The sequence below is a fragment of the Verrucomicrobiia bacterium genome, assembly GCA_026414565.1.
Taxonomy (GTDB): Bacteria; Verrucomicrobiota; Verrucomicrobiia; order Limisphaerales; family Fontisphaeraceae; genus Fontisphaera.
Map to the genome: position 1 here is coordinate 24,675 of JAOAIT010000052.1, position 22,424 is coordinate 47,098.

Annotated in this window: 14 protein-coding genes; 5 read left to right on the forward strand and 9 right to left on the reverse strand. The window is 57.8% G+C overall.

The window, feature by feature from the left end:
• The 3 genes from N3J91_11845 to N3J91_11855 all read left to right on the forward strand — a co-directional run bounded on the left by N3J91_11845 (window position 1) and on the right by N3J91_11855 (window position 3,412).
• A complete protein-coding gene (locus N3J91_11845) occupies window positions 1–1,311 on the forward strand; it encodes a bifunctional folylpolyglutamate synthase/dihydrofolate synthase (protein ID MCX8157116.1) in 1,311 nt (436 codons plus the stop codon).
• A 72-nt stretch (window positions 1,312–1,383) separates the two neighbouring features.
• Window positions 1,384–2,427, forward strand: a complete 1,044-nt coding sequence (locus N3J91_11850; protein ID MCX8157117.1) for an SDR family oxidoreductase — start codon at window positions 1,384–1,386, stop codon at window positions 2,425–2,427.
• 4 nt (window positions 2,428–2,431) lie between these two features.
• A complete protein-coding gene (locus N3J91_11855; protein ID MCX8157118.1) occupies window positions 2,432–3,412 on the forward strand; it encodes a family 43 glycosylhydrolase in 981 nt (326 codons plus the stop codon).
• Between the two features lie 26 nt (window positions 3,413–3,438).
• Here the strand turns inward: N3J91_11855 and N3J91_11860 are convergent, their stop codons facing one another.
• A complete protein-coding gene (locus N3J91_11860) occupies window positions 3,439–4,200 on the reverse strand; it encodes a class I SAM-dependent methyltransferase (GenBank protein MCX8157119.1) in 762 nt (253 codons plus the stop codon).
• 61 nt (window positions 4,201–4,261) lie between these two features.
• Complete coding sequence (locus N3J91_11865) at window positions 4,262–11,812, reverse strand: immunoglobulin domain-containing protein (GenBank protein ID MCX8157120.1); 7,551 nt, start codon at window positions 11,810–11,812, stop codon at window positions 4,262–4,264.
• 726 nt (window positions 11,813–12,538) lie between these two features.
• Between N3J91_11865 and N3J91_11870 the strand changes: the two genes are divergently transcribed.
• Window positions 12,539–13,063: a hypothetical protein gene (locus N3J91_11870; GenBank protein MCX8157121.1), complete on the forward strand. Its 525-nt coding sequence runs from the start codon at window positions 12,539–12,541 to the stop codon at window positions 13,061–13,063.
• A 96-nt stretch (window positions 13,064–13,159) separates the two neighbouring features.
• Here the strand turns inward: N3J91_11870 and N3J91_11875 are convergent, their stop codons facing one another.
• From N3J91_11875 to N3J91_11885, 3 genes are read right to left on the reverse strand one after another with little or no spacing between them, the layout of a single operon-like run.
• The gene (locus N3J91_11875) at window positions 13,160–13,909 is read right to left on the reverse strand and encodes a glycosyltransferase family 2 protein (GenBank protein ID MCX8157122.1); all 750 of its coding nucleotides are present in this window, start codon (window positions 13,907–13,909) and stop codon (window positions 13,160–13,162) included.
• Entirely contained in the window at window positions 13,906–15,072 is a 1,167-nt protein-coding gene (locus tag N3J91_11880; GenBank protein ID MCX8157123.1) for a conjugal transfer protein TraL, read from the reverse strand. Before N3J91_11880 ends, N3J91_11875 begins: the two co-directional genes overlap by 4 nt.
• Window positions 15,069–16,517, reverse strand: coding sequence for a hypothetical protein (locus N3J91_11885; GenBank protein ID MCX8157124.1), 1,449 nt, complete (start codon window positions 16,515–16,517; stop codon window positions 15,069–15,071). Before N3J91_11885 ends, N3J91_11880 begins: the two co-directional genes overlap by 4 nt.
• A 131-nt stretch (window positions 16,518–16,648) precedes the next feature.
• Here N3J91_11885 and N3J91_11890 point away from each other — a divergent pair, with 131 nt between their 5' ends.
• Window positions 16,649–17,200 (forward strand): hypothetical protein, encoded by a 552-nt coding sequence (locus tag N3J91_11890; protein MCX8157125.1) that lies wholly within the window; start codon window positions 16,649–16,651, stop codon window positions 17,198–17,200.
• A gap of 378 nt (window positions 17,201–17,578) precedes the next feature.
• On the opposite strand, the gene N3J91_11895 is transcribed toward N3J91_11890, so the two are convergent.
• From N3J91_11895 to N3J91_11910, 4 genes are all read right to left on the reverse strand, one after another.
• A complete protein-coding gene (locus N3J91_11895; protein MCX8157126.1) occupies window positions 17,579–19,210 on the reverse strand; it encodes a hypothetical protein in 1,632 nt (543 codons plus the stop codon).
• A gap of 24 nt (window positions 19,211–19,234) precedes the next feature.
• Window positions 19,235–20,041: a DUF1559 domain-containing protein gene (locus N3J91_11900; protein ID MCX8157127.1), complete on the reverse strand. Its 807-nt coding sequence runs from the start codon at window positions 20,039–20,041 to the stop codon at window positions 19,235–19,237.
• A 175-nt stretch (window positions 20,042–20,216) separates the two neighbouring features.
• The gene (locus N3J91_11905; GenBank protein MCX8157128.1) at window positions 20,217–21,227 is read right to left on the reverse strand and encodes an aspartyl protease family protein; all 1,011 of its coding nucleotides are present in this window, start codon (window positions 21,225–21,227) and stop codon (window positions 20,217–20,219) included.
• Window positions 21,228–21,655: 428 nt separating this feature from the next.
• The gene (locus tag N3J91_11910) at window positions 21,656–22,381 is read right to left on the reverse strand and encodes a DUF434 domain-containing protein (protein ID MCX8157129.1); all 726 of its coding nucleotides are present in this window, start codon (window positions 22,379–22,381) and stop codon (window positions 21,656–21,658) included.
• Between the last annotated feature and the right edge of the window lie 43 nt (window positions 22,382–22,424).

Consider the following 22,424-nt stretch of genomic DNA (forward strand, 5'->3'; position numbering starts at 1 on the left):
TTGAACTATTCGCAAGCCATCGCCTGGCTGGAAAGCCTGCAGATGTTCGGCGCCAAGCCCGGTCTCGAGCGCATGGTGCGGCTCGCCGCCGCCGCCGGCCATCCCGAGCAACACCTGCGATTCATCCACGTTGCCGGGACCAACGGCAAAGGCTCCACCTGCGCCATGTTGGAAAGCATTTACCGCCGCAAGGGGCTTAAGGTGGGCCTGTTCACCTCCCCGCATCTGGTGGCCTTTGCGGAGCGCATCCAGATCAACCGCCAATGTATCCCGCAATCCGATGTGGCCCGGCTGGCCGGGCAGCTCAAGCCCTTGGTCTCGGACTTGAGCGCCACTGACCCTCCCACCTTTTTTGAGGTCGTCACCCTCATGGCGCTGGTGTATTTCGCTGAATGCCGCTGTGAGCTGGTCATCTGGGAAACCGGCCTGGGCGGGCGGCTCGACGCCACCAACATTGTGCAGCCCCTGGCCAGCGTCATCACCAATATTGATTACGATCACGAAAAATGGCTCGGCTACACCCTTCCGGAAATCGCGGGGGAAAAGGCGGGCATCATCAAACCCAACACCCCCGTCATCCTGGCCGCCAACCGGCCTGAAGTGGCCCAGGTCATCCGCCGCCGCGCCGCCGAGCTGCAGGCGCCACTGACGGAAGTTCACCACGCCGATCGTTTTACACTGGCCGCCGCCAGCCTGGCGCTGCCTCTTTTGGGACTGCACCAACGCCTGAATGCCGCCACCGCCATCGCCACCACCCACGCCCTGCAACACCTCCTGCCCGTGGACTGGGCCGATGTCGTCGCCGGGCTGGAACAGGTGCACTGGCCCGGGCGTTTGCAACGGGTGCGCCTTGCCGGCCAGGAGTTCGTGCTGGACGGCGCCCACAATCCAGGCGGCGTGGCGGCCTTGTGCCAGGCCCTCGCCGAGCTTTATCCCCAGGAAAAACCCGCCATGATCGTGGGCATTTTGCGCGATAAAAACTGGCCCCAGATGCTGCAGACCCTCCGCCAGCAGGCCCGGCGCATGCTCCTCGTCACCGTCGGCAGCGAGCGGGCCGCCACCGCCACCGAGTTGCGCGAGGGCTGCGGCCCGGAGGATCCCTCCTGCCCCATCTCCTGCCATGTCAATCTGGCGGAGGCCTTGCGCGCCGCCCGGGAGGAAAAACTGGTGGTGATCTGCGGCTCCCTCTACCTCGTGGGTGAAGCCCTCGAGCTGTTGCAGCTTCAATCCGCCCCCCATCACGGCGAGGAGCGCTCCCTCAACGAATGGGGCGGCCAACCCCCCTCCCCTGCGCTTCCCCATCCCTCCTGAACAACGAAAATCGCCGGCGCCGGCAGTTTTTATTGCACTGGCCGCGCCGGCGGTGATACCCAAGAGGGGCGCATGACCCGCATGGAACAATTGGAAGCTCGCCTGCGCGCCCAGCCGCGCCGCTGGCTAATCACCGGGGCCGCCGGTTTCATCGGCTCCCACCTGGTGGAAACCCTGCTGAAGTGGGACCAACCAGTGCGCGGCCTGGACAACTTCTCCACGGGAAAGAAGGACAACCTGAGAGAAGTGCAAAAATCCGTCAACGCCCGCCAGTGGGGACAATTTGAATTGCTCGAAGGCGACATCCGCGACCTGGAGCAGTGCCGGCGCGCCTGTGCAGGTGTGGACCTCGTCCTGCATCAAGCGGCTCTCGGCTCGGTGCCTCGCTCCCTCGCCGATCCCCTGGGCAGTCACGCCGTCAATGTCACCGGTACGCTCAACGTGTTTCACGCGGCCCGCGAAGCCGGCGTCCACCGGGTCATCTATGCCAGCAGCAGCGCTGTCTATGGAGACCATCCCGACCTCCCCAAAGTGGAGGCCCGCACCGGGCAGCCGCTAAGCCCCTACGCAGCCACCAAATGCATCAATGAAATCTATGCCGGCGTGATGCAGCGTTGCTACGGCCTGCCAACCATCGGACTGCGCTATTTCAATGTCTTCGGTCCACGACAGGACCCCGAGGGCCCTTATGCTGCGGTCATCCCCCGCTGGATTGCCCGGTTGATGCGGGGAGAAACAGTGGAAATTTATGGCGACGGCCTGACCAGCCGCGATTTCTGTCCGGTCATCAACGTAGTCCTGGCCAATCTCCTGGCGGCCCTCACCGAAAAAGAACTGCCGCCCGGCCGGGTGTATAATATCGCCGTGGGACAACGCACCACCTTGAACGAATTGCACGGCCTCTTGTGCGCGCACCTGCACCAGGCCAGGCCCAACCTCAAATTGCCGCCGCCTGCTTATAAAGACTTCCGGCCCGGCGATGTCCGCCATTCGCTGGCGGACATTACCCAGGCGCAACAAGAGCTGGGTTACGAACCACTGGAAACCGTAACCGAGGGATTGGCACGTTCTATGGATTGGTATCTAACTCATCTGGACCTCCCCGCCCCCCAGTAGGCCCATGAAACCCTCAATCTACTGTTTCCTGACGTGCCTCTGGGTATTGAAGGGGATGTCGGCTGCCGATTCCATGGCTTTTCCCAACCCTGTTCTTTATGGGGCCGACCCTCATGCGATGGTGCTGAGCAATACCTTCTGGGTTTACCCCACCTGGAGCGATGGACGCGGAGAGCGGTTCTTCGCCTTCTCTTCCACCAACCTGACCGACTGGCAGCGTCACGGCCCGCTGTTGGATTTGAAGGACGTGGCTTGGGTCAAGGACGACGGCCAGGAACGCCATCACGCGTGGGCCCCGGCCATCTTGCCCGCTCGCGGCAGGTTTTACTTTTACTATTCGGTGGGCCCGCAAAATCCCACCCCCTCGCGCATCGGCGTGGCCGTCGGCGATTCTCCCGCCGGACCCTTCAAGGACTCCGGCAAACCCCTGCTGACCGGCGGCCAGGGCTTTGAAGCCATAGACCCCATGGTATTTGCAGACCCCCGCAGCGGCAAAACCTACTTCTACGCCGGCGGCAGTGCCGGCGCCAGGCTGCGCGTATTTGAAATGAACCCGGACTTGCTCACCTTCGCCAAGGAAATCCCCGTCCAAACTCCTCCCAACTTTACCGAGGGCGTCTTCATGCATTTCGACCATGGCCAATACTATCTCTCTTACAGTCACGGAAGCTGGCGTCATGCCTCCTACTCCGTGCATTATGCCACCGCGCCCTCCCCCATCGGGCCGTGGACGTACCGGGGCGCCATCTTAACCAGTGACGAAACGCGCAAAGGCCCCGGCCATCACTCCTTTGTGCGACATCCGCGCACCGGAGAATGGCTCATCTTCTATCACCGCTGGGAAAATCAAACCGGCGACGGCCCCTATCGGGGCCTGCGCCAGATTTGCGTCGAAAAAGTGGACTACGAAGCTCAGGGCCTCATCCGCCCCATCCGCATGACCACCGCTCCCAACCGCAGTCCCAGTCCGGCCTCGCGCCGCTAAGCCTGGCCACCAGCCCCCTGACGGCGTCATTTTTTCCGGGCGACCACGAAGGCGTTAAACATGTAGAAACGCCAGGGACCCGCGTTCAGCAAAAAATCCAATGGCTTGGGCACGTAACGATCCGTGCATTCCATGCGCACGATCCGGCAGCCGTTGCGCTCCAGAAAAAAGGCGATTTCGCGGGCGTTGGTGGCCACGATGGCATCATCATCCGGGGTGAACGGTTCCTTGACGATGGGCGTCATGCGATCAAACTTCACCGCCCCGGGCTGCTCGCGCATCTGGCGCAGCTTCTCGCGCTGGCGCCGCCAGTTGCGCCACTTGTTGCCAGGACCGCGCATGCGGGGATGGTAATCGCGAAAGCCCAGGGCCCGGAAAAAATTGGGACTGGAAATGACAACCTTCCCGCCCGGCGCCACCACTCGGACGATCTCCGCGATAAAAGCCTCGGGCTCTTCTACGTGCTCCAAAACATTCAAAGCGCCGGCCGCCTCAAAAAATTGATCCGGGTAGGGTAAATGTCGCCCATCATACAGGCGGCAATGCTCGCTGATTTGTCGGGCGCGCTGAATATTCGGCTCGGAGACCTCCACCCCGTGCGCCTCGAAGCCCTGACTCAACAAACGCGCCACTACCTGCCCCACGCCACACCCCACATCCAACACCCGGCTGCCGGGGCTGTCCGGGCGCAGCGTGTCCGCGTATTTGGCATAAAAGGCCGTGTCCCACCCCGCCAGAAACTCGGCATACGCCTCGTTATGACGATAGTACTGTTCCTGTTGCCCCATGCCCCAAGCATAACCGCCTGCCCCGGCGACAGGCGAAACCAAAATGCAGCCCCCTGTCAGCTCAAGGCAGTTGCGGCGTGGCGATGCGGTAGAACCGGGACGGCCCGCCCTGATTGGTGATGCCCACCTGGCGATTGGTGGGCGCCGGAGCCACATCCAGGAAGCGCTGCCACTGCGTGGCGCCCACGCGATCAAGATACTGTATGGTGTAGCTCTTGTTGGAAATCGCCTGGAATTGCAACCCGGCTGCCCCACCGTTAGCTGGCTGGATGGACAACTTCAACACACTGGCCGGATTCCGCGGATCCGTGCCCGCGATGTACTCCTGCAGATTGGTGAGCCCGTCGCCATCACTATCCTCCTGGGCATCGTTGGGATTATTCGTTTGCAGACCGTACTGGGCCTCCCATTCATCCGGCAGTCCATCGTTGTCCGAATCCAGGCTGCCCAACGTCAAGGCAACCGTGGCAGAGAAGGCTGAGCCTACCAGGTTGGTAACACGCAAATAATATTGTCCGGCATGCTGCGGCTGCACATTGGTGATCTGGAGGGTGGCGCTGGTGGCCCCCGGCAACGGACTGTTGTTGAAGAACCACTGATAAGCCAGGGGCGCCGCGCCTGAGGCCGCAGCCGTAAACGTGACAGACCCGCCCACCGTCGTATTCACACTGGCGGGATTTTGGGTCACAACCGGCGGATCCAGTACCCACACCTGCACCACCGCGCTGGTGGCCACCCCCACCGCATTGCTCGCCACCACGTAGTAACCCCCGTTGGCCTCCGGCTGGGCATCTTCAAACGCCAACTGCATCCCCGTGGCCCCCGCCAGCAGCGTGCCGGGACTCCGGTACCACTGGTAGGTAAAAGGCCCCGTCCCGGTCATGGTGGGCGTCAGCGCAAAACTCGCCCCCCGCCGGATGTAACGGTTGGTTTGCGCAAACACTAGTCCGGGCGGCTCCGCCACCGTCAGCACTGCAGTGGCACTGGTAGCCATGCCATAAGCATTGCTCGCCACAAGCTGATAAGTGCCACTCTGGGCCAACGCCAGGTTGGTCAGAGTCAGGATGGAAGAAGCGGCATTGGTCAGCCAGTTCGTGCGATTGTGATACCAGTACAGCGCCAGCGGCTCAGTGCCAGTAACCGCAGTAACAAACATCGTGTAACCGTTGGTAATAACCGTGCGATTGGTGGGCGACTCCGTAATCACCGGCGCAACTCCCTCCGTTTGCACCGTCAACTGCACGGGATACAGGTTGGAAACCGTCCCGCTGCGCACCACCAAAATGTATTCCCCGGCCTGCTCCGGCTGGACATTGGGCAAGGTCAGGGTGGCGGTGGTGGCCCCCGAGATGTTGGTGCCGTTGCGCATCCATTGGAAGGTTTGCGACTGGCCGCCAAATCGGACGGCAAGAGTGGCATTGGAGCCCTGCAAGACCTGCACCGGACGCGGCGGCTCCACCACCGTCACAAACGCCAGGCCGCTGCTCAGGCCGTTGGTGCGCAGCTCGTTGGTGATGGTGGCCCGATACACCCCCGCCAGTCCAACATGCACATTCTCCAACACCATCACCGGGCTATTCCGGTCAAAGTCATAACCAGGCACGGCGTTGTTGGGGTTTTGCCACCGAACGGCATGCGGCTGGGAGGCATTGTATTCAATGGATAACACGAGGTTGGAGCCGGCGGTAAGGACCTGATTGGCCTGTGGCTGCCGCGTGATGACTGGTGACAGCAGCCATTTGACAAAGGCCTGCCGGCTGAGTTCTGCTCCAAACACATTGGTCACCAGGACGGAATAGTAACCTTCCTGAGCCAGGGAGAAATTGGTGATGACCAGGCTGTTGGTGGTGGCCCCGGGAATGGGAGTGCCATTGAAAAACCACTGGTAGGAGAGCGCGCCATGCCCATTTGCCACCACCGAAAGGTTGGCCGTCGTGCCATTCGTCACCCGCAGATCAGCCGGTTGCGTCCATATCTTGGCCGGCAGATTCACCGTCAACATGGCGTTGGCACTAATGATCGAACCTGCGGTGTTGTACACCCGCACGCTGTAAGCCCCAGCTTGTGAACCTTGGACGTTGGTCAACACCAGCGTTTGGTTGGTGGCGCCAACAATGTCCCCTCCGTCAAACCGCCATTGATACCAGAACGGCGGCGTCCCTTGCGGCGTGACACTGAAGGTTACGGTGGTATATCCCAGCACCGTCTGGCTCTGCGGATTTTGCGCAATACCGGGCGGCGTCTGCACATACAATTGGGCAGGCAGACTGGCCACCGTCCCGGCGGCGTTGGAAACCAATACCGAATAAAGGCCCGCCTGCGTCAGTTGCGCGTTGGCCACCGTATGGAAGGAATTGGTGGCGTTGGGGATGTTGGTGCCATTGAACTGCCACTGATAATAGAATGGCGGCAAACCGCAAACGCCCACGTTGAACGTCGCACTCCCGCCCACAGGAATCACCCGCAGCAAGGGATGATTAACGATCGTCGGCAGCCCGGCTGGCTTCGGCACAGTGGCCCCGCCTGGTGTGGGCACATCCGCCACCCAGTTGGCCGGTTCATTGCCAAAAGCATTGGCCTGCAATCGCTGCAGAGAATTGCCGGTGCCGGAAGTCCCGCACGGCCAGGGCGTGGTGTTGCTGTATCCCACCTTGTCCACCAGGATTTCCGGTATGGCATACAGCCCCGTCCCGGCCAGCAACGCCGGCACGCCGGGGCGCACCAGCTCCACCATGTCCCCGTCATTATTCAGGCGGCCCTCCCACGGGCCGTATATGGGCACACCCTCCGGCACTTGATACCGGGCCCGAAACGCAGCCAGAGCCGCCGGATCCAGAGCCGGATCAAAGGGCACCACCAGCAGATAGCTCCGCGGCGGCATGACCGTGTTCATGGGAAACACATACGTCACTGCATCCCGGAGAAACCAGGTGTTGGTGGGCGCATCCACGTCATACAAAGCCACCGGTGACGCGGTGTGATTGTACAACTCGATAAACTCATCCCGGTAGTTGGCGATCACATTCGTGCCTTCAATAATATCGGGAGGATGATACATGATCTCCGTAATCACCACCGGGCTGATGGCGGGACCAGCGTTATTGGTTCCCAGCGAGGGAGCCGCCTGCAGGACAAACTTGTCGTCCCCCACGCTATCCACCAATCTTCCCAACGTCATGCCTTGGGGAGCCGCGCCGAAGTCGAAGCCATGATAGTAACCCGTTAATTTCCCGGCGGCATTGGCTGAAAACAGATAAACGTCATCCCCCCGGGCGCCCAAGCCAAAACCGTTGGGAGCACCGGGCGCGTTGAATTGGTCCTCCGTGAACACCAGGTAGCCGTTGGCCGGAATGATAGTGCCCGCCGGGATGCGATACTTCTTGGGCGTGCCGAAATCATCGCTCAAATACCAATAGCTGATATCCACGGCAAAGTTATTGGGATTATACAACTCAATCGCGTCCTTCTGTCCGGGCAGCGGAAATGCCAGCACCTCGTTAATGTACACTGGCGGGATGCTGGCGGGAGCAGGATCCTGTGCCCCAGGGGAGCCACCTTCCAGCGTGCTAAGGCGCCACGTGGCACGATTGGTATAGGTGGAAAACGCCGCATACTCATTGGCCAGCACCAGCGAAAAATCATTACCATCACTCATCCGATACCAGGAGTTGTTATAGGCAAAGTTGGCGATGGGTTCATCCAAGCTGCCCACCAATGTCAGGCGCTCGCCGGCGTTGTCTAGAAAGCCATAATAACCACCCACCACATTGGTGACGCCGGGATACTTGGCACTGAAGGCGGCAGGATTCTTGGCAATGACAATATAGGCATTGGGGGCCAAAACAGGGGCATTGCTCGGGAAGATGTAATCAAAGCCATTGGTAAAGCGATAACCAGCCAGCGGAATGGCCGTGGTCCCGATGTTTTTCAATTCAATCCACTCAAACTGCTCGGCGCTGTTGGTATTGCCGGGCGGTCGCACCCCATTGTACATGATTTCCGTTATCGCCAGTTGCGGCGTGGCGACCACGTACGTGGCCGTCAAGGGCCCGGACCACTTGCTGATGAGCGGCGGATTCCCTGCTCCCGTAAGATGGGTGTGGTTGACATTATAGGTCCGCGCCACCAGTTTGGCATTGTTGGTGAGCGTGATGGGGCCGGTATAGGTCAGCGCATACGGCGCCACCGTGCCCCCGGGCGCGCGTGGATCACGTCCATCCAGCGTGTAATAGACCGTACCCACCCCCGGCCCCGTCAGCGTCACCGTCGTGCCCGGCGTAACCGCTCCCCCCTCACGGTTGCTCGTGGGCTGCCGGACAAATTGGCCATCAATAAAATCAAACCGGTTGGAGTACCAGAATTTCATCCACGTAAGCTCGCCCTGCAAGGTGCCCGGCGAGGGGAACGTGTAACTGTAACCCGAACCGCTTTGCGTGCCGGAGCGCGGCGCATATTCGGGCCACCGCGCCATGTCGCGCGGATGGGCATTCCGAATGAGATTCCCGTAGTAATCAATCATCGCGTGGATGTTGGTGAGCGAAAGCACGCTCTGCCGCCACATCTGATAGCGATCCACCCAGAGCTGCCAGAAATCAATGTCCTGGAATAAACGGCTGTACCACGGGTTGGCAAAAATGCTGGCACTGTTGAACATGTCGGTTCCCAAATCGCCCGCCGTGCTGCGCCACAAACGCGGATTGAAGTCCCGGCCGTCAGCCGAGCCTTGCGTGCGATCATAATCCCATTGCGGCCCCCACTTCAACTTGCCGCTGCCCCGCACCTCCGGATCCCACCGCTCCTTGTGCAGATATCCGCTGAGGCGGAGTCCATCAATGTTGAACGTGACCACGTTTTGAATGTGGTAATCCACCCAGGCGATGGAATCAATGTAGGCGGCATAGCCCACCACCGGGTCCCGCCAGTTGGCTCCGGTCAGGGCGGTATAGAAGTTGTTGAAGAAATTGTTCAAATAATTCCGCTGCGGCGTGTAAGCGGCACTCACCATCTCGGCGTAATCCGGATCCAGATAGTTCATCGTCTGGTTGCCCGCCGTGAATTGGGATTCTCCCGTATTCGCCCGATCCACGCTCACCAAATAACCGCCGGTGATGTTCACTACATTGGTTTCCTCCGGACGCACCTTGCCGATGTCCAAACGATTCTTACCGATCTTGATCTTCTCCAAAACCACATAAATCCCATGATAATCGGCTTGTTTCACCGGCCCAATGGTCCCGGCATCGTCCTGCAAATACAACTCCGCCATCTGATTGCGCGAGCTGTAATAGCCCATCTGCCGGTAGATATCATGCGCCACCGGATTATGAATCTGCACACGATCAAAATTATTGGGCGCATACAGCACCCAGTCGCTCTCCTCCGGCAAACCGCAGAAAGGCACGTCCATGTCATTGCCGGCCTCATCCTGCGCTTCCACCAGCAGGTTGGCTTTCGTCTGCCCCACCGTACTGGAGCCGCGGCGGTGGAAAATGCCCTGAAATGATAAATCCGGTTTGTTGGTCAGCGACGACACCCCATTTTTGGGCATGAACACCTGGCAGATGACAAACCAATCGGGTTTGGAAGTAGGCGGATCACCCTGGCCATAGTCATGCAGTATGATGAGCGGCAGGTCGCTCTTATTGGTCAGCACCGAATTATCCAGGCGAATGAATGCCTCGCTCCGTCGCGGACCAGGCAACAGCCCCGGCACATAAGCCCGGGCCCGCACCAGCACGGTGTTGGTGACCAACAAGGGGCCGGTGTAAATCGGCGATGTCTCCGTCACCTGGGCATTGCCGGTAACGTAGCGAATCACAGCGTTGGAGTGAGGCGTCGAGAGCTCCAAATAAAAATTATTCCAGAAAGTCCCCGCAGTTCGCGAAAATCTGACTTCCGGCGCAAATCCCGCGCCCGCCGCGGTGTTGGCGCTGCCGGGAGTGGGCACCACAAAATAGCCAAAGGTGTTGGTCGTCCCCGTGACCAAACCATACGACACCCCCGTTTGCTGCGGTGGAAACGCCGGCGCAAATTGCATGACCACATTGGTGCGGGGGCTGACAAGTGCCAGGTACTCGCCTTCGCGGGCCAGATTGAAATTGGCATGCAACCGGCCATTGGGGCTGCGGCGGTCCTTGCCCGAAGCAAAGACCACCAGATAACGGTTGCCGGCCAGCGAGACCGCCGGAAAACGCCATTTGGTCAGGTTGGCGGGATCATCCGTAAGAAACCAACCGTCCAGGTTGGCAGTTTCGGTCCCGGCATTGTAAATCTCAATCCAGTCCGAATATTCACCGTCTTCATCCCGAATTACGTTCGTATATCCGCCGCTGTTGGAGGCCAGGAATTCGCTAATATAAAGCGGCGGCAGCGCCATATTGGGATCCAGCAAATAGGTCCATTGGCCGCCAGCAAAAGGATTGGCCGCCAGCGACAGATCCGTTATGCCATGATTCGGCGCCCAAGCCACTGTCACCACCCCCGTGGGCGGCTGGGGAAACTCGAAAATGTAAGAGGTGGGCGGCTGCCAAATGACGTTGGCAGCCGGCACACCATTGATGAGCAAATCACTGGCGTTAACATTGGTGACCGGCTCATCAAAAAGCACCTCCACCGTAAATAGCTTGGATACCGCCAGCCCCGGTGTCGGAATGATGCGCGCCGCCACCGGCCCGTTGGTGTCCCGCACCCGCGAGCTGACCGTGGCAAACAGCTCGATGCCCACCACGATGTCGCTGCTGGCAGTGCCCGACTGCTTCACTTCGACGGCCAGGGTGTTTTCACCGCGCACCAAGGCCGTGGAGGGGATATTGATGACGTCCCAAATCACCCCTTCCGGGTCTTTGGTGGTGTCGGCCCCTGTGCTGTAGGAATGATTGGGGGCGGACCCCACGCGGATGTTACCCACATAAACGCCGTTCAAATAAAAAACCGCGCCGTCATCAATCAGGTTGCTGGCCACCAACGTCGTCATGGCCGGATCGCCATTAAAGTTAAACTTGGTCCGGAAATACACCGTCACCTGCCCGCCATTGGCCTGAGCCGTCAAGGGCGTGCGAAATTGGAACGGCGCATAGACTTCGGGTGTGGTCTCATAACCCAGCAGTCCCAAACCCGTCGGCCAGGCGCTGTCATTATAAGAGGGCTCCTTCCACCCGGTGCCCAAATCGCCGCTGTTTTGGTTGTAGCGCCAGACCGTGTTGGCAATCGTGATCAAATTGGTGCCATACGAGGGCCCCGGCACTCCGGGATCCACCCGCAGCACCGCCACCGCGCTGGTGGCCCGCCCCAGGCTGTTGGTCACCACCGCGAAGAACTGCGCCAAATCGTCCGCCGGCTGCGCGGAGGGCAGCGTGTAGCTGGAGGCAGTGGCGCCAGTAATGGGGTTCCCATTCCGGTACCACTGGTAGCTCAACGGGGCCGTGCCGTCAGCGCCAAGGCTGAATGTGGCCGCCGAATCTTGCAGCACAATCAACGTGCCAGGCAAATTGTTGGTAATGACCGGCGGACCCTCCGCCGCCGTTGCCAATGCCATCAACCCCATGCTCAAGGCAGCGGCAAGGACACCTAAAACATTGCGACTGAGCGAACAACGAAACGAATGGGACTGCATAAATCCAACTTAATTCAAAACCACAGGCAACCAGCCACCCGCACCCGAAACAAGGCGAGGCAGGCGCTCAAGGCGGCAGCGTGTCAATGGCTTCATTACTGCGGTCACTGGGACGCGCCAAAAGAAAACACGGATTGAGAAGGATGTCCAGTCTTCTGTGACAAAAAAGTTACATTTTTCTGGGGACACACCTCCGCCCAAGCATGACGCGATGGCCCCCCTATAAACACTGCGCCCCTGCCGAGCCTTGCGGCCCGACAGGGGCGGAAGTGGGGGGTGGGAGTTCGCCACGCTCTCTTTCCCGTGCCGACATTAGGCGCCACTTGGGCTGTCGGCTTCCCGACGCTATTCTCCACGGCAAGCGGAGTTTCCGGCCTCATAGCAGGGCCGTCCTGAACCTTGCGGTCACAGGATTATTGAGTGAGGCCTCTCAGCTCGCTTGGGCTGGTGGTTGCGCCACCGGCTTGCGAACCAGGTCAAGACACGTCTGCGACTCCACGTCCGCGTCTTGACCCCTTGCGCCGGGACGGCCCCCGCTTTTGGCGGGGCGTTGGCCCGGTGCCACGGGTCTGACCTCTTACCTCTCAGGTTGCCTTTAGCTCACAGGCCAGCGGTGCGTTGTTCTTGCATCGCCGGCGTCTCGGAGGGTTTTCACGGGCTTTGCCGCAGCCCCGTGTCCCTCCCGGCATCACGGCCCTTTTTGTCCCACCTTTCGGTGTCTTTCTTGTGGCGGATTTAATTTTTACCGCCGGAGCCTTTGACGCCGTGCTGGACGCAGTAGCAACCTCGTACCCTCTGGGTAACTGCGATTCACCGCGGCCCGAAACCAGCCTGCGGTTACTTGACTCAACTCGGGGCGGCTTCTCATCGCCCCTCGCTGCGCAGCTCCTCATTCGCGGGTTTGGCAGCGCGCGACCGCTGCCAGAGGAGCTGGTGAATTATGCCTCTTTCCACGGTCTTTTATCACCGCTTCATGAGGAACCGGACCAACCAGCCTGGCCCGATTTTTCCCCAGTCACCTGGGATTATCCTTGGCCTTCCGACACCCTCCTTGCGGGGGGCCTCTTTCGGCCGTGTTCTTTCAAGGAACTGGTTACACATTACCACGAAATCCGGTACGGACAACAAAATGATATCCACAACTTGTCCACCGGCGGCCCTCCCACCATGGCCCCTAAAAAACGCCAAATCCTGCGTAAATTCGTGTTTTTTAATCATGGTCGCAAATTATTCACCGCATCCGTGACTTGACGAAACAGCGTTGTGGATAACTTGCCGCGCAAATTCCCTGAAAACAGGGTCATGGGAGAATTTTCCCGACGAACGAACGCGCATGAAAAACCGGATTTACTCTGGTTTCCCGCCCTCAGGAGGCAAGGCAGGACACCTTGCTGTTGGCACCGTTTGCCGCAACCGCCACAAGCCCCGCAAATCTTCCCATGCTGTGCGCAGCAGCTTCACCCGGCTGTCGCGATTCTCAGTCCAATGCACTGGCAATTCCCGCACTCGGTAACCGCGCCGCATCGCCAGCACCAGCAGTTCAGTGTCGAAAAACCAGCCGCTATCCTGCACCAGCGGCAACAAGGCGCGCGCCGCCGGCCGGCTGATGGCCTTGAAGCCGCATTGCGCGTCGGATATTTCCACCCGGCACAGGTGGCGCAAGAGGCCCACGTAGGCGCGTGAAATCACCTCCCGCCGCCAGCTCCGCTCCGTGCGCGAGCCATCCAGCAGCCGGGAGCCGATGGCCAAATCATAAGCCCCACAGGCAATCGCCTCAATCAGTTCCGGGAACGCCTCCAAGTCCGTGGACAAATCCACATCCATGTAGCTCAGAATGTCGGACGCGCTCGCCAGCCAGGCTGTTTTCACCGCTCCGCCACGGCCTTTTTCCGGAATTCGGGTAACACGGACTCGCCGATGCTCCCGCACCATGGACTCCGCGATGGATGACGTGCGATCAGTGGATCCATTGTCCGCTATCACCACTTCCCACGCCCACTCACACCGCCGCTCCAAAAAATCCACAAGTTTGGGAATGCAGCCGGGCAACCGGCGTTCCTCGTTATAAACAGGAATAACGACGCTGACGGTGTTCATAAGCCGTGTCGGACCGGGGCAAACACCGGGTGCGCCACCGCTAAAACCAAATCTCTGGCAACTACTCCCAAAGCCGCCGCCATAACCGCCGACAGCATGGAGCGGGGCACCGGCTCCACCCCGAATAAAAAGGGCAGATAACTCAAGGCCGACGCGGTAACCACCCACATCGCCAAAAACCACCGCCGCGGCACAAAAAAAGCATAAACCAGCGCGAACAAATCCGCCGGAAAAAAATATCGTTCGTGCATCCCGGGCATGAAGAAAGGCAGCAGGAGCACGCTCAAAAGCGCGGCGGCGGCCAGCCTTTGATCGCGGTCCTCGGTTTCCCAATTCCGCTTCAACACCACTATCAGCCCCCCGGAGGCGATGGCCGCCAATCCAATCCCCAGCCATGCCAGCGGCGTGCGCGGCTCGGCCGGCAGCCATTGGTACACATTGACCGCTCCGGCGGTCAGGTGCGGCAGGTTCTCCTGCCACAGCCAATGACCCAACACGGCTAAGACGGATTTGCCTGCCAGGATGGCGGGCAGTCCACAGGCCGCATAAACAGCCAGCGGCACCCAAAGGAGCCGCCAAGGCAAAAGCCCGCATAAGAACAGCCCGGCCAAAAAGGGCAGAAAAAACACTGCTTGTGGCTTGAAAGACACGGCCAGGCCAAATGCCGCAAGCGCCATCCAAGGACGCCGCTGCAATACGCTCAAAAACACCACCAACAGCGCCGAAGTGTATATGATATCGCACTGGCCCCAAAGGGCGCTGTTCATCAAGACAGTGGGCCAAAACAATACCGCCGTAAAACCAGCAAGCGACAAGAATTGGTTTTGATAACGATGCCACACCAGCCGCCCCACCAGCCAGGCCGCTACGTAGTCAAACAAGATGGAAATCAGTTTAATGGCATATAGTTTAGGCAGCGGCAGCAGTGTGGAAAACGACAGCAACACCAAGTACGGTACGTAATAATTTGAAAAATCATCCCCCAGTGACTTCCACCGTCCATGCTCCACAAAATAATCATACCATGGACTCAGATACCCTCGGTAGTCTCCGCTTTCGAAGTCCAATAACCAACACCGGGGTGCCAACGCCAAAATGGCCATCGCACCGTAGGCCAGCCGCCTGCCGCCCGCCGTGCCAGCCATCGTAGCCGCACATTTCATTCCTTGACCCCCTCAGCATGAGGGGACGCCTCCCCCTCCCGCCCCAACCGCCGCCACAGCCACCACAAGCCGCCTGCCAGAAAGGCGGCGTACACCGCAAACGATACATACGGCGGCAATCCCAGTACATGCTCGCCAATGCTGTAAGAAAACTGGCCCTTGAGAAAGAGCGGAATATGCAGATGGGTCAAGGGATTGTTTATTTTATTTGCCGGACAGGCGTCCGTGGCCGTCGCCAGAACGGTTAGAGCAATGGAATAAACCACCAGCACCGTTCCCAACTTGGGAAATCGCAGCAACCCATAAGCGCAGGGCAAGGCCAACAGCGGCAGCATCGGCGCCAAATACCGCGGCCCCAACGTTGGCCCCGCTGGCCAGTCCCACACCCGCCCCGAAATAACCACCACCTGCAGCACCGGCAGAAAATAATACAGCAGCATCTCCCGCAGATCTTGCCGGAACAGGCGAAAACACCCCACCAGCGATAGCAGCAAAAATGGTGACCAGAAGAACAAGCCGCGCGCCGCGCTGAACAGAAGGTTGAAGCCCGTTTCCGCATCTGGCCATTTGATGGCATACAGCCCCTCTTTCATAACAGGAAAGGAGGCCTGATAACTGTAGGGCAGCGCAAACGGCGTTCCCAGACAGGCCCAACTATAGGCAGGGATCAATAAAAGCGGCGGCAATGCGCCCAACCCCACCGGCCACAACCGCCACCACTGCCCCCAAAGCAGTACCGCAATCATCCCCACAACGATAAGCCCGGCAGTGTATTCGCTCGCCAAAGCCCAACCCAGCACAAATCCCCCCAACAACTCGTAACGATGGTGCCTCACCCAGCCCTTTATTTTGGCAAGACCCACCCCTGCCCCCTCGCACCGCCCGGTTTGCCTATCCAACGCCCACAAAGCTATGGCAATGCAACCAACGGCTAATGAATGGGAAAACATCATCGTCGCATAAGGCAGCGGCGCCGCCCCCAAGAAAAACCCGGCCGTAATCAATAGGGCCGTTTGTGGTGGCACCCGTTTTTTCAGCCAGGCAAACATCGCCACCGCTCCCAAAGCCGTAACGATAGCCAATGAGCCGGCACAGGCCACCCAACTGCTGATCAGCCATCCAAAATCGGAATCGAGCGGAATATCCACTGCCTTAAGCATCAGCGATCCGAAATAAAAGGCTGGCAATGCCAAGGCGACTGTTCCAGGAGCTTTGTCACTGTAATAATGGCCTCCGTGATACGCTTTATCTCCAGTGTTATGATGATATGAATCAATATTAATTCGGCGCTCGCTTACTATGGCATGCATCAAATCCAATCGGGATATGGCGGTAGGGCTCCTTTCCACCCCTTGATTGAGGTAGGAAAACGCAATGACCATATAAACAAACAAGCAGATATAAAAAGAAACCTTTGCGAAACGTGTTTTGAATGAGTTTATCACTTTCTAGACTGTTATTAGATTTTCCATTGAGGCCTCAAACTCCCCTTTTTCAGGCCGTACAGCCCCGAGCAAGCAACTGGAAAAGGCATGTTTTTCAAAATATTAACCTCTAAATCATTGGAAGGGTACGCATGCTTTTTGCACAAATAAGACTTTTCAACAGCCCAGTAACTGGCGGCCGGCGACCTCCGGAAGGTCTTTTTCTCTACTGGGGCACACTGCTTCACCCAGCCACCACTTTCACGAGCCGTTTCGATCTCCAACTGATGCACTTGAACTACATCTCAAGCCGTTTGGTTTCACGGCCTGCGCACCGTACCAGCCCATACACGACCCGCGCCTCTCACCACTCAAAAACCGTTCCGTCCCGTTATCACGTCACATTCAGCCAACAGGTGGAAGCAGAGGCGCTGCATGTTCCAAGGGGGCGTCCCCCAGCGTGCATGTCTTTTCAATACCCCTCGAGCGTCGCCTTGTTAGTTGGTGAGGTGCAGCAACGCCTCGTACAGGCCGCACACCTGAATACCTTGGCTGAAACGCACCGTGACCGTGGCGTCCGGCACCAGACCTTGCAGCGCAAGTCATACCGTTTGTTCGACGTGTTTCGCTACGATTTCATCATTCTACCCTATATTGTTTTGAAGTGGACGCTCAAATATCTCCAAAACCGCATGTTACATTAAACATTTATGATTATTACTGCCTGGGGCAAACAACTAGCGTCGCAATTCTAGTGGCGGTTGGCATATTACACGCTATAGTAGCTGTCCCTGCAAATACACTGCAAGCTGGAGGACCATATAGTTGCACTGTTGCTGTGCAGCTAACATTAGTTTCGGTGCAATAAAGGAATGCACCATTGCCTGAGTGGTTGCGCACACAACGTTCGTTATATAGGCAGTCACCGATAGCGCAATTGCCCGGAGGCAGAATCATAGTCCAGCTCCCACAGGGACCATAACTACGAACATCCCATGGACAGAACGAAACCCCTGCCGCCGTTACAAGTACCCCTATTAGTACAAGCAGTGATGTTTTGATTATGAGGTGTATTGTTCTTTTCATATTTGTCCTTTTGTTTTTCGTTTTTTTGCCCATGCTCGCGCCAATACAAACATGGGAAAAGCAATGACCGCTACCAACAGTACTCTTGCTGCGTTGATTCTTACATTTTTCCAAGGCGAAACGGGCGCGAATCCCAATTGCGTGAGCACCCTTGTCTCCAACGTTTGTTTGGGAAATGCTCTCGCTAACAATTCAAGCCTTTTTTCGTTAGCCTCTGGGAATGCATTGGTTGTCATATAAGTAAGAGCAGCGACACCTTTAGATTGGAACCTGTAATCAATCACATAAGCCACTTCACCATTCTCAAGTATTCGAGGTCCCTCCTTTGGCTCATCGGTGGTGATGCTATTCACTTTGACTTTCGCAAGGTAACAGGTCGCTAGCTGATTGGCGGATGTAGCATTCGCTACTGGCGCAAAGAATCTTATATCAGCCGAGGTGGGAATAATTATTCCACTAATGTTTGTTTCCTCATACCAGGTGACGGCAGCCAGCTCATATCCATTCGTATAAGGTGCAGGGAGTGTAATATGACTTAACGCAGCTTTTTTATGCACGTCACGTCCAAATATGATTCCTTTCTCCCTGAACACAAGTTTTCTCAGCCAGTCTTCGCCTTTGTTCTCCATATATTGATACTCGCAAAGAGCATTCGTGTTGTAAAACATACTCGCATCCGATATTTTTGGCGCGTATCCCAATCCGAAAGCATTCGTCCATAAACGTTGAGCGATCATGGTAATCCATATATTATAGATGTTGACCTCAAATGGAGGAGGAACAACTCCAGGATAGATTGCAGCTTCTTTTATGTTATGCTCCGCCGACTTTAAATGAGAGCCAGGGTTCTTTTCTTTAACGATGATGACGCCCTTTTCGTTGCATGTGGCATATTCTTTGCGAAAAAAGGCGTATTTGTTGGTCGGTGCGGATTGACTGTCGTAGAAGATGCTCCATTGAGGCCATTTTATCCATATCCGGAAACTGCCATGGCTTCCATACTCTATTCTGTTATGTTTCGGTAATATGTAGTTTTCATATAAATACAATCCTTCAATACTCAGGGTGGTAGCGGAGGCCGCAGCTTTTGCCGGTGCCGCCCACAACCCCACAGTTAACATCGCAACAATTGGCAATCCTGAACCTACGGATGACGATGTGGTTTGTTTTATGGAAGGGAGTAATTCTTTTGTGAAAAATAGGAAAATAGCCGATGGTATTAAGAAATAAGCTAATACGATCACGCTGGCCGTATTGACCCAACTATCATTTAGACCTAATACCCCAACCCACCCCCCCAAGCATTTGCACGATCCATGATAATCAATGGCAATCAATCCCAGCCTGTACACGACAAATAATAAAGCACACCAAAGAATCACCAAAAGCTGCCGAATTACACTCTCTGCAAAGGCGTAACGAATCAATATGAAGCAAACCATCTCCACCCATGCCGCTGCTGCCATGACCATCCCGTTGTTGAGGAACGGCAGCAAGGGATCACTCGCCCCCAGGAACGCGCCGCTGGCAACAAATATTCCAACCAATTTTAATAAGCTTGTCACCAGCATCAACCAGGCAACCGAGCAGATGTATATCTCCGTTAAAAAGCTCCAACGCATAATCATGGGAATTTTGGGTTGCTGGCTATTTCATCTGTCATAGGAATATGGAACATGGGAAAGGGTGTTTGCCTGCAATTTCCGCAAATCCTCCAAATCCGCCAGATTGGAGGCCTTCTTCCAATAACTGGTTTTGGGGGCAAACGTCTTCGGCGCCTGCCACCGCCAATGCTCCGCATGGCCGTCGGCAAAGCTCAAATTGCACCCACGACTGTGCCGGTCCGCCGGCAAATTCACCCACCGCTCATCCGGCGCCGACCACACCAGAAAATGCCCGTCGTCTATGCTCTCGGCATGTTCATCAATCAATACAAACAACCGGCTGGGATTCCGTATCTGATACAGTCGGTTCACCGTCGCCTGCGCCTCATTGGTCCGCCCCCCAACATTCCCGTTCATCCCATAACTGCGCGTGCGGGGCAAACCAAGGTCTTGCCCCCGCAGGTCCCGCACCGTGGACTGGTCGGCCGGACACCGAAACAGTTGCACATTGGCCGCATAACCCAGCCGACACAAGGCGCCCCCGGCTATGTTTTGCCCAGTGGCATCGTGCGGCGCGCTGCTCAGCCCCGTCCACGAATCGGGCGCGCTCCGCCACGCGCCATTGGTGTGCAGCGCCAGGTTCGAAACCAACGCCCCCAAGTGGTCTTGCGCGTACATGTGCCACCCCAGTTGCAACTGCCGCAGGCAATTCAGGCAGGCTACCCGCGCCGCCCGCTCGCGCACCCTACCCACCGCAGGCAACAGCAAAGCCGCCAGCACGGCAAGAATCCCCACCGTCACCAGCATCTCCAACAACGTAATTCCCCTCACTTCCTTGACCCCTGCGGCTTTCATGTCTCGCTCCTGCCTCTCCGCATGAAATGACCCCGGCTCAAACTCCGCCGGGTTAGCCACACTATGAATCTGGGTTATTCGGGTGTCAAAAAAAAAAAAAAAAAAAACGCATCTCATCAAACAGATGGCACACTGTTTGCTAAGATTTTCTCTCAACCACCGCGCAGAAAAAAATTCAACGCCTGCGGCCTTGTTCCACCCACATCTGACGGCGGCGCAAATCCAATGTCACGCAGTAGCGGTAAAAAAAACCGCTGCCCAGCACCACCCCAAATTCCTCCGGCCCGCTGACCGCAGGCACCCGCTGAAAGACGGCCTCCCCCAAACGCATCTCCGGCACGCTAAAGCGGCGCAACACGCGCTCGCCCCCCAAGCCCACATACACCTCGCGCCGACCCTTGGCCGCCAACCCAGCCCACCCCAAGGCCTGCACCACATTGGAGCTGAGCATGAGCGCGGCATCATTGCCGGTATCCACCAGCGCGGCGTACTCCCGCCCCCCCAGCCGCAACGGCACGCGCAACTGAGCGTTTGTCCAAATCAACGGCGCCTGCGCCACTGCCGCCGCAGGAGGAGCAAAGTATTCACGATGCGAAAACGTGACGGCACCCCCACGATAATCAAGCTGTACGAAAGCAAACTGGCTCAAGGTGGACATGCCCAAGGCATCTCCCTTCCAACGTTCCACGGGCAGCCATCCGCCCAGGCGCCGCTCGTGCCGGGCGCCACGAATCGCCGTAAAAACATTGCGAAGGGCCAGTTCCGGACCAATGGTCACCTGTCGCACCATGCCGAACCAGGCCTCTTCCGCGCCCGCCAGTCCTTGGAAGGCATGCCGCAGGTGCTGGGGGTCCAATGTTTGCACAAAATTGTCCAAGGCGGTGTCGGCCTCCAAAAGATTCACCGGCGCCCCGGTATCCACCACCACAGGCACAGCGCGCCCGCCATTTAATCGCACAAAGATGCGGGGCTGATGGGAATTCTCCTCCCGGCGAATCATGGGCACGGTCACAGGATCTTCAGGTCGCACCATTTCGCGCCAACGCACCACTACAGCCCCCTGCCGGTGAGTAATGGTCAAGCCTGCCTCTACGGGCGTCACCAGATTTTGCCGCAGTTGTTGTTCTTGTTCGGGAGAAAGCGCCTGTTGGCGGCTGGTTACGCATCCGGCGACCAGTACCGCCAAGCCCCCCATCCCGCACAGCCAACGGCGTATATTCACATGAGTGCTCTGATTCGCTCCCCTATTTGCGCTGCGTTTTGTCCCCGCACCAAGATAACTTTATGCCGGGCGGTTTGTCCCCGGAGAATGACCAGGGCATTTTTCGGACAGTCCAGACACTCTGCCAGAAGTTCAAGGAGTGCCTCATTGGCCGCACTGTCCACCGGCGGCGCCGTGACCCGAACTTTTAATTCCTGCCCCAACACCCCTTCGATACCGCCACGCGAAGCCCGCGGCTGGACTTTGATATGCAACACAGCCCCCTGCGGGTTCGGCTGCACCCAAGGTGGTAACTCTGGCAATGGCGGTCTGACGGAGGCGGAAGCGCGCGGGCACATGCCATGAAATTTAGTGGAGAGACACAAAAAATCAAACTCTCCCTGCCGAACGAGTTAAACCTGGAGCGATAAATCCACCACCCTGGCCTTTGGCGTATAATGATGAATTATCCAACCGGTCAAATTGACCCATCGCCGGCAACGATCCAGCACCGCGCTGTCGGCCGTGGCCACCAGACTTTCACTATGTACCAGAACGTGATCTGGATTAAGCACCAGCTCCACCTGCCAGGGCCAACCCTCCGTTTCGGCCAAGTCGAGCATCAAATGTTTCAAGCGGCCACTGTTGGAAACCGGACGGTCCAGATACCAGCGACATTCAACGACTCCCAATTGTCGTGTCACCTGCGCAATTAACCGCAAGGCAGGCTCCGTTTCGGCCACCCGGTGGTAATGGGCATGCACCCCCGCCACATCACGGTAACAACCATCACGCCCCCGCAAAATCACGCCACCAGACAGAGCCACCTCCACCGCCAATAACACATTGAATCCATCCAGCCAGAGCGTTTCACCCCGCAGCGCCTCCACGGGCGCCTGGCGGGCGAGGCGGTCCGCCTGCGCGGACGCCGTGCAGGCACACCGTTTGAGCGCAAGCCGCTGGCGCGCGGTGAGATTGTAGCGATTACCCACCAGCTCCACCGCGGATTGGAGGGCGTAATCCCGATCCAACAACCAGCACAAATCTTGCATGGCTGCCCGCAAGGCCGGCTGATGGCGCGTTTCAAACAACTCGCCATCCTCCGGCGCCACTCCGCGATGAGTAGGTTTCTTGCTCATGGTGGGCCGTGCATCCCCTCGCACCTCGGAATAATAATCTCCG

What these genes read in the sequence shown, in the direction of transcription:
- N3J91_11850 (MCX8157117.1), top strand. Translation starts at nt 1,384, where the DNA reads ATGACCCGCATGGAACAATTGGAAGCTCGCCTGCGCGCCCAGCCGCGC.
- N3J91_11855 (MCX8157118.1), top strand. Translation starts at nt 2,432, where the DNA reads ATGAAACCCTCAATCTACTGTTTCCTGACGTGCCTCTGGGTATTGAAG.
- N3J91_11860 (MCX8157119.1), bottom strand. Translation starts at nt 4,200, where the DNA reads ATGGGGCAACAGGAACAGTACTATCGTCATAACGAGGCGTATGCCGAG.
- N3J91_11865 (MCX8157120.1), bottom strand. Translation starts at nt 11,812, where the DNA reads ATGCAGTCCCATTCGTTTCGTTGTTCGCTCAGTCGCAATGTTTTAGGT.
- N3J91_11875 (MCX8157122.1), bottom strand. Translation starts at nt 13,909, where the DNA reads ATGAACACCGTCAGCGTCGTTATTCCTGTTTATAACGAGGAACGCCGG.
- N3J91_11880 (MCX8157123.1), bottom strand. Translation starts at nt 15,072, where the DNA reads ATGAAATGTGCGGCTACGATGGCTGGCACGGCGGGCGGCAGGCGGCTG.
- N3J91_11890 (MCX8157125.1), top strand. Translation starts at nt 16,649, where the DNA reads ATGCTTTTTGCACAAATAAGACTTTTCAACAGCCCAGTAACTGGCGGC.
- N3J91_11895 (MCX8157126.1), bottom strand. Translation starts at nt 19,210, where the DNA reads ATGATTATGCGTTGGAGCTTTTTAACGGAGATATACATCTGCTCGGTT.
- N3J91_11900 (MCX8157127.1), bottom strand. Translation starts at nt 20,041, where the DNA reads ATGAAAGCCGCAGGGGTCAAGGAAGTGAGGGGAATTACGTTGTTGGAG.
- N3J91_11910 (MCX8157129.1), bottom strand. Translation starts at nt 22,381, where the DNA reads ATGAGCAAGAAACCTACTCATCGCGGAGTGGCGCCGGAGGATGGCGAG.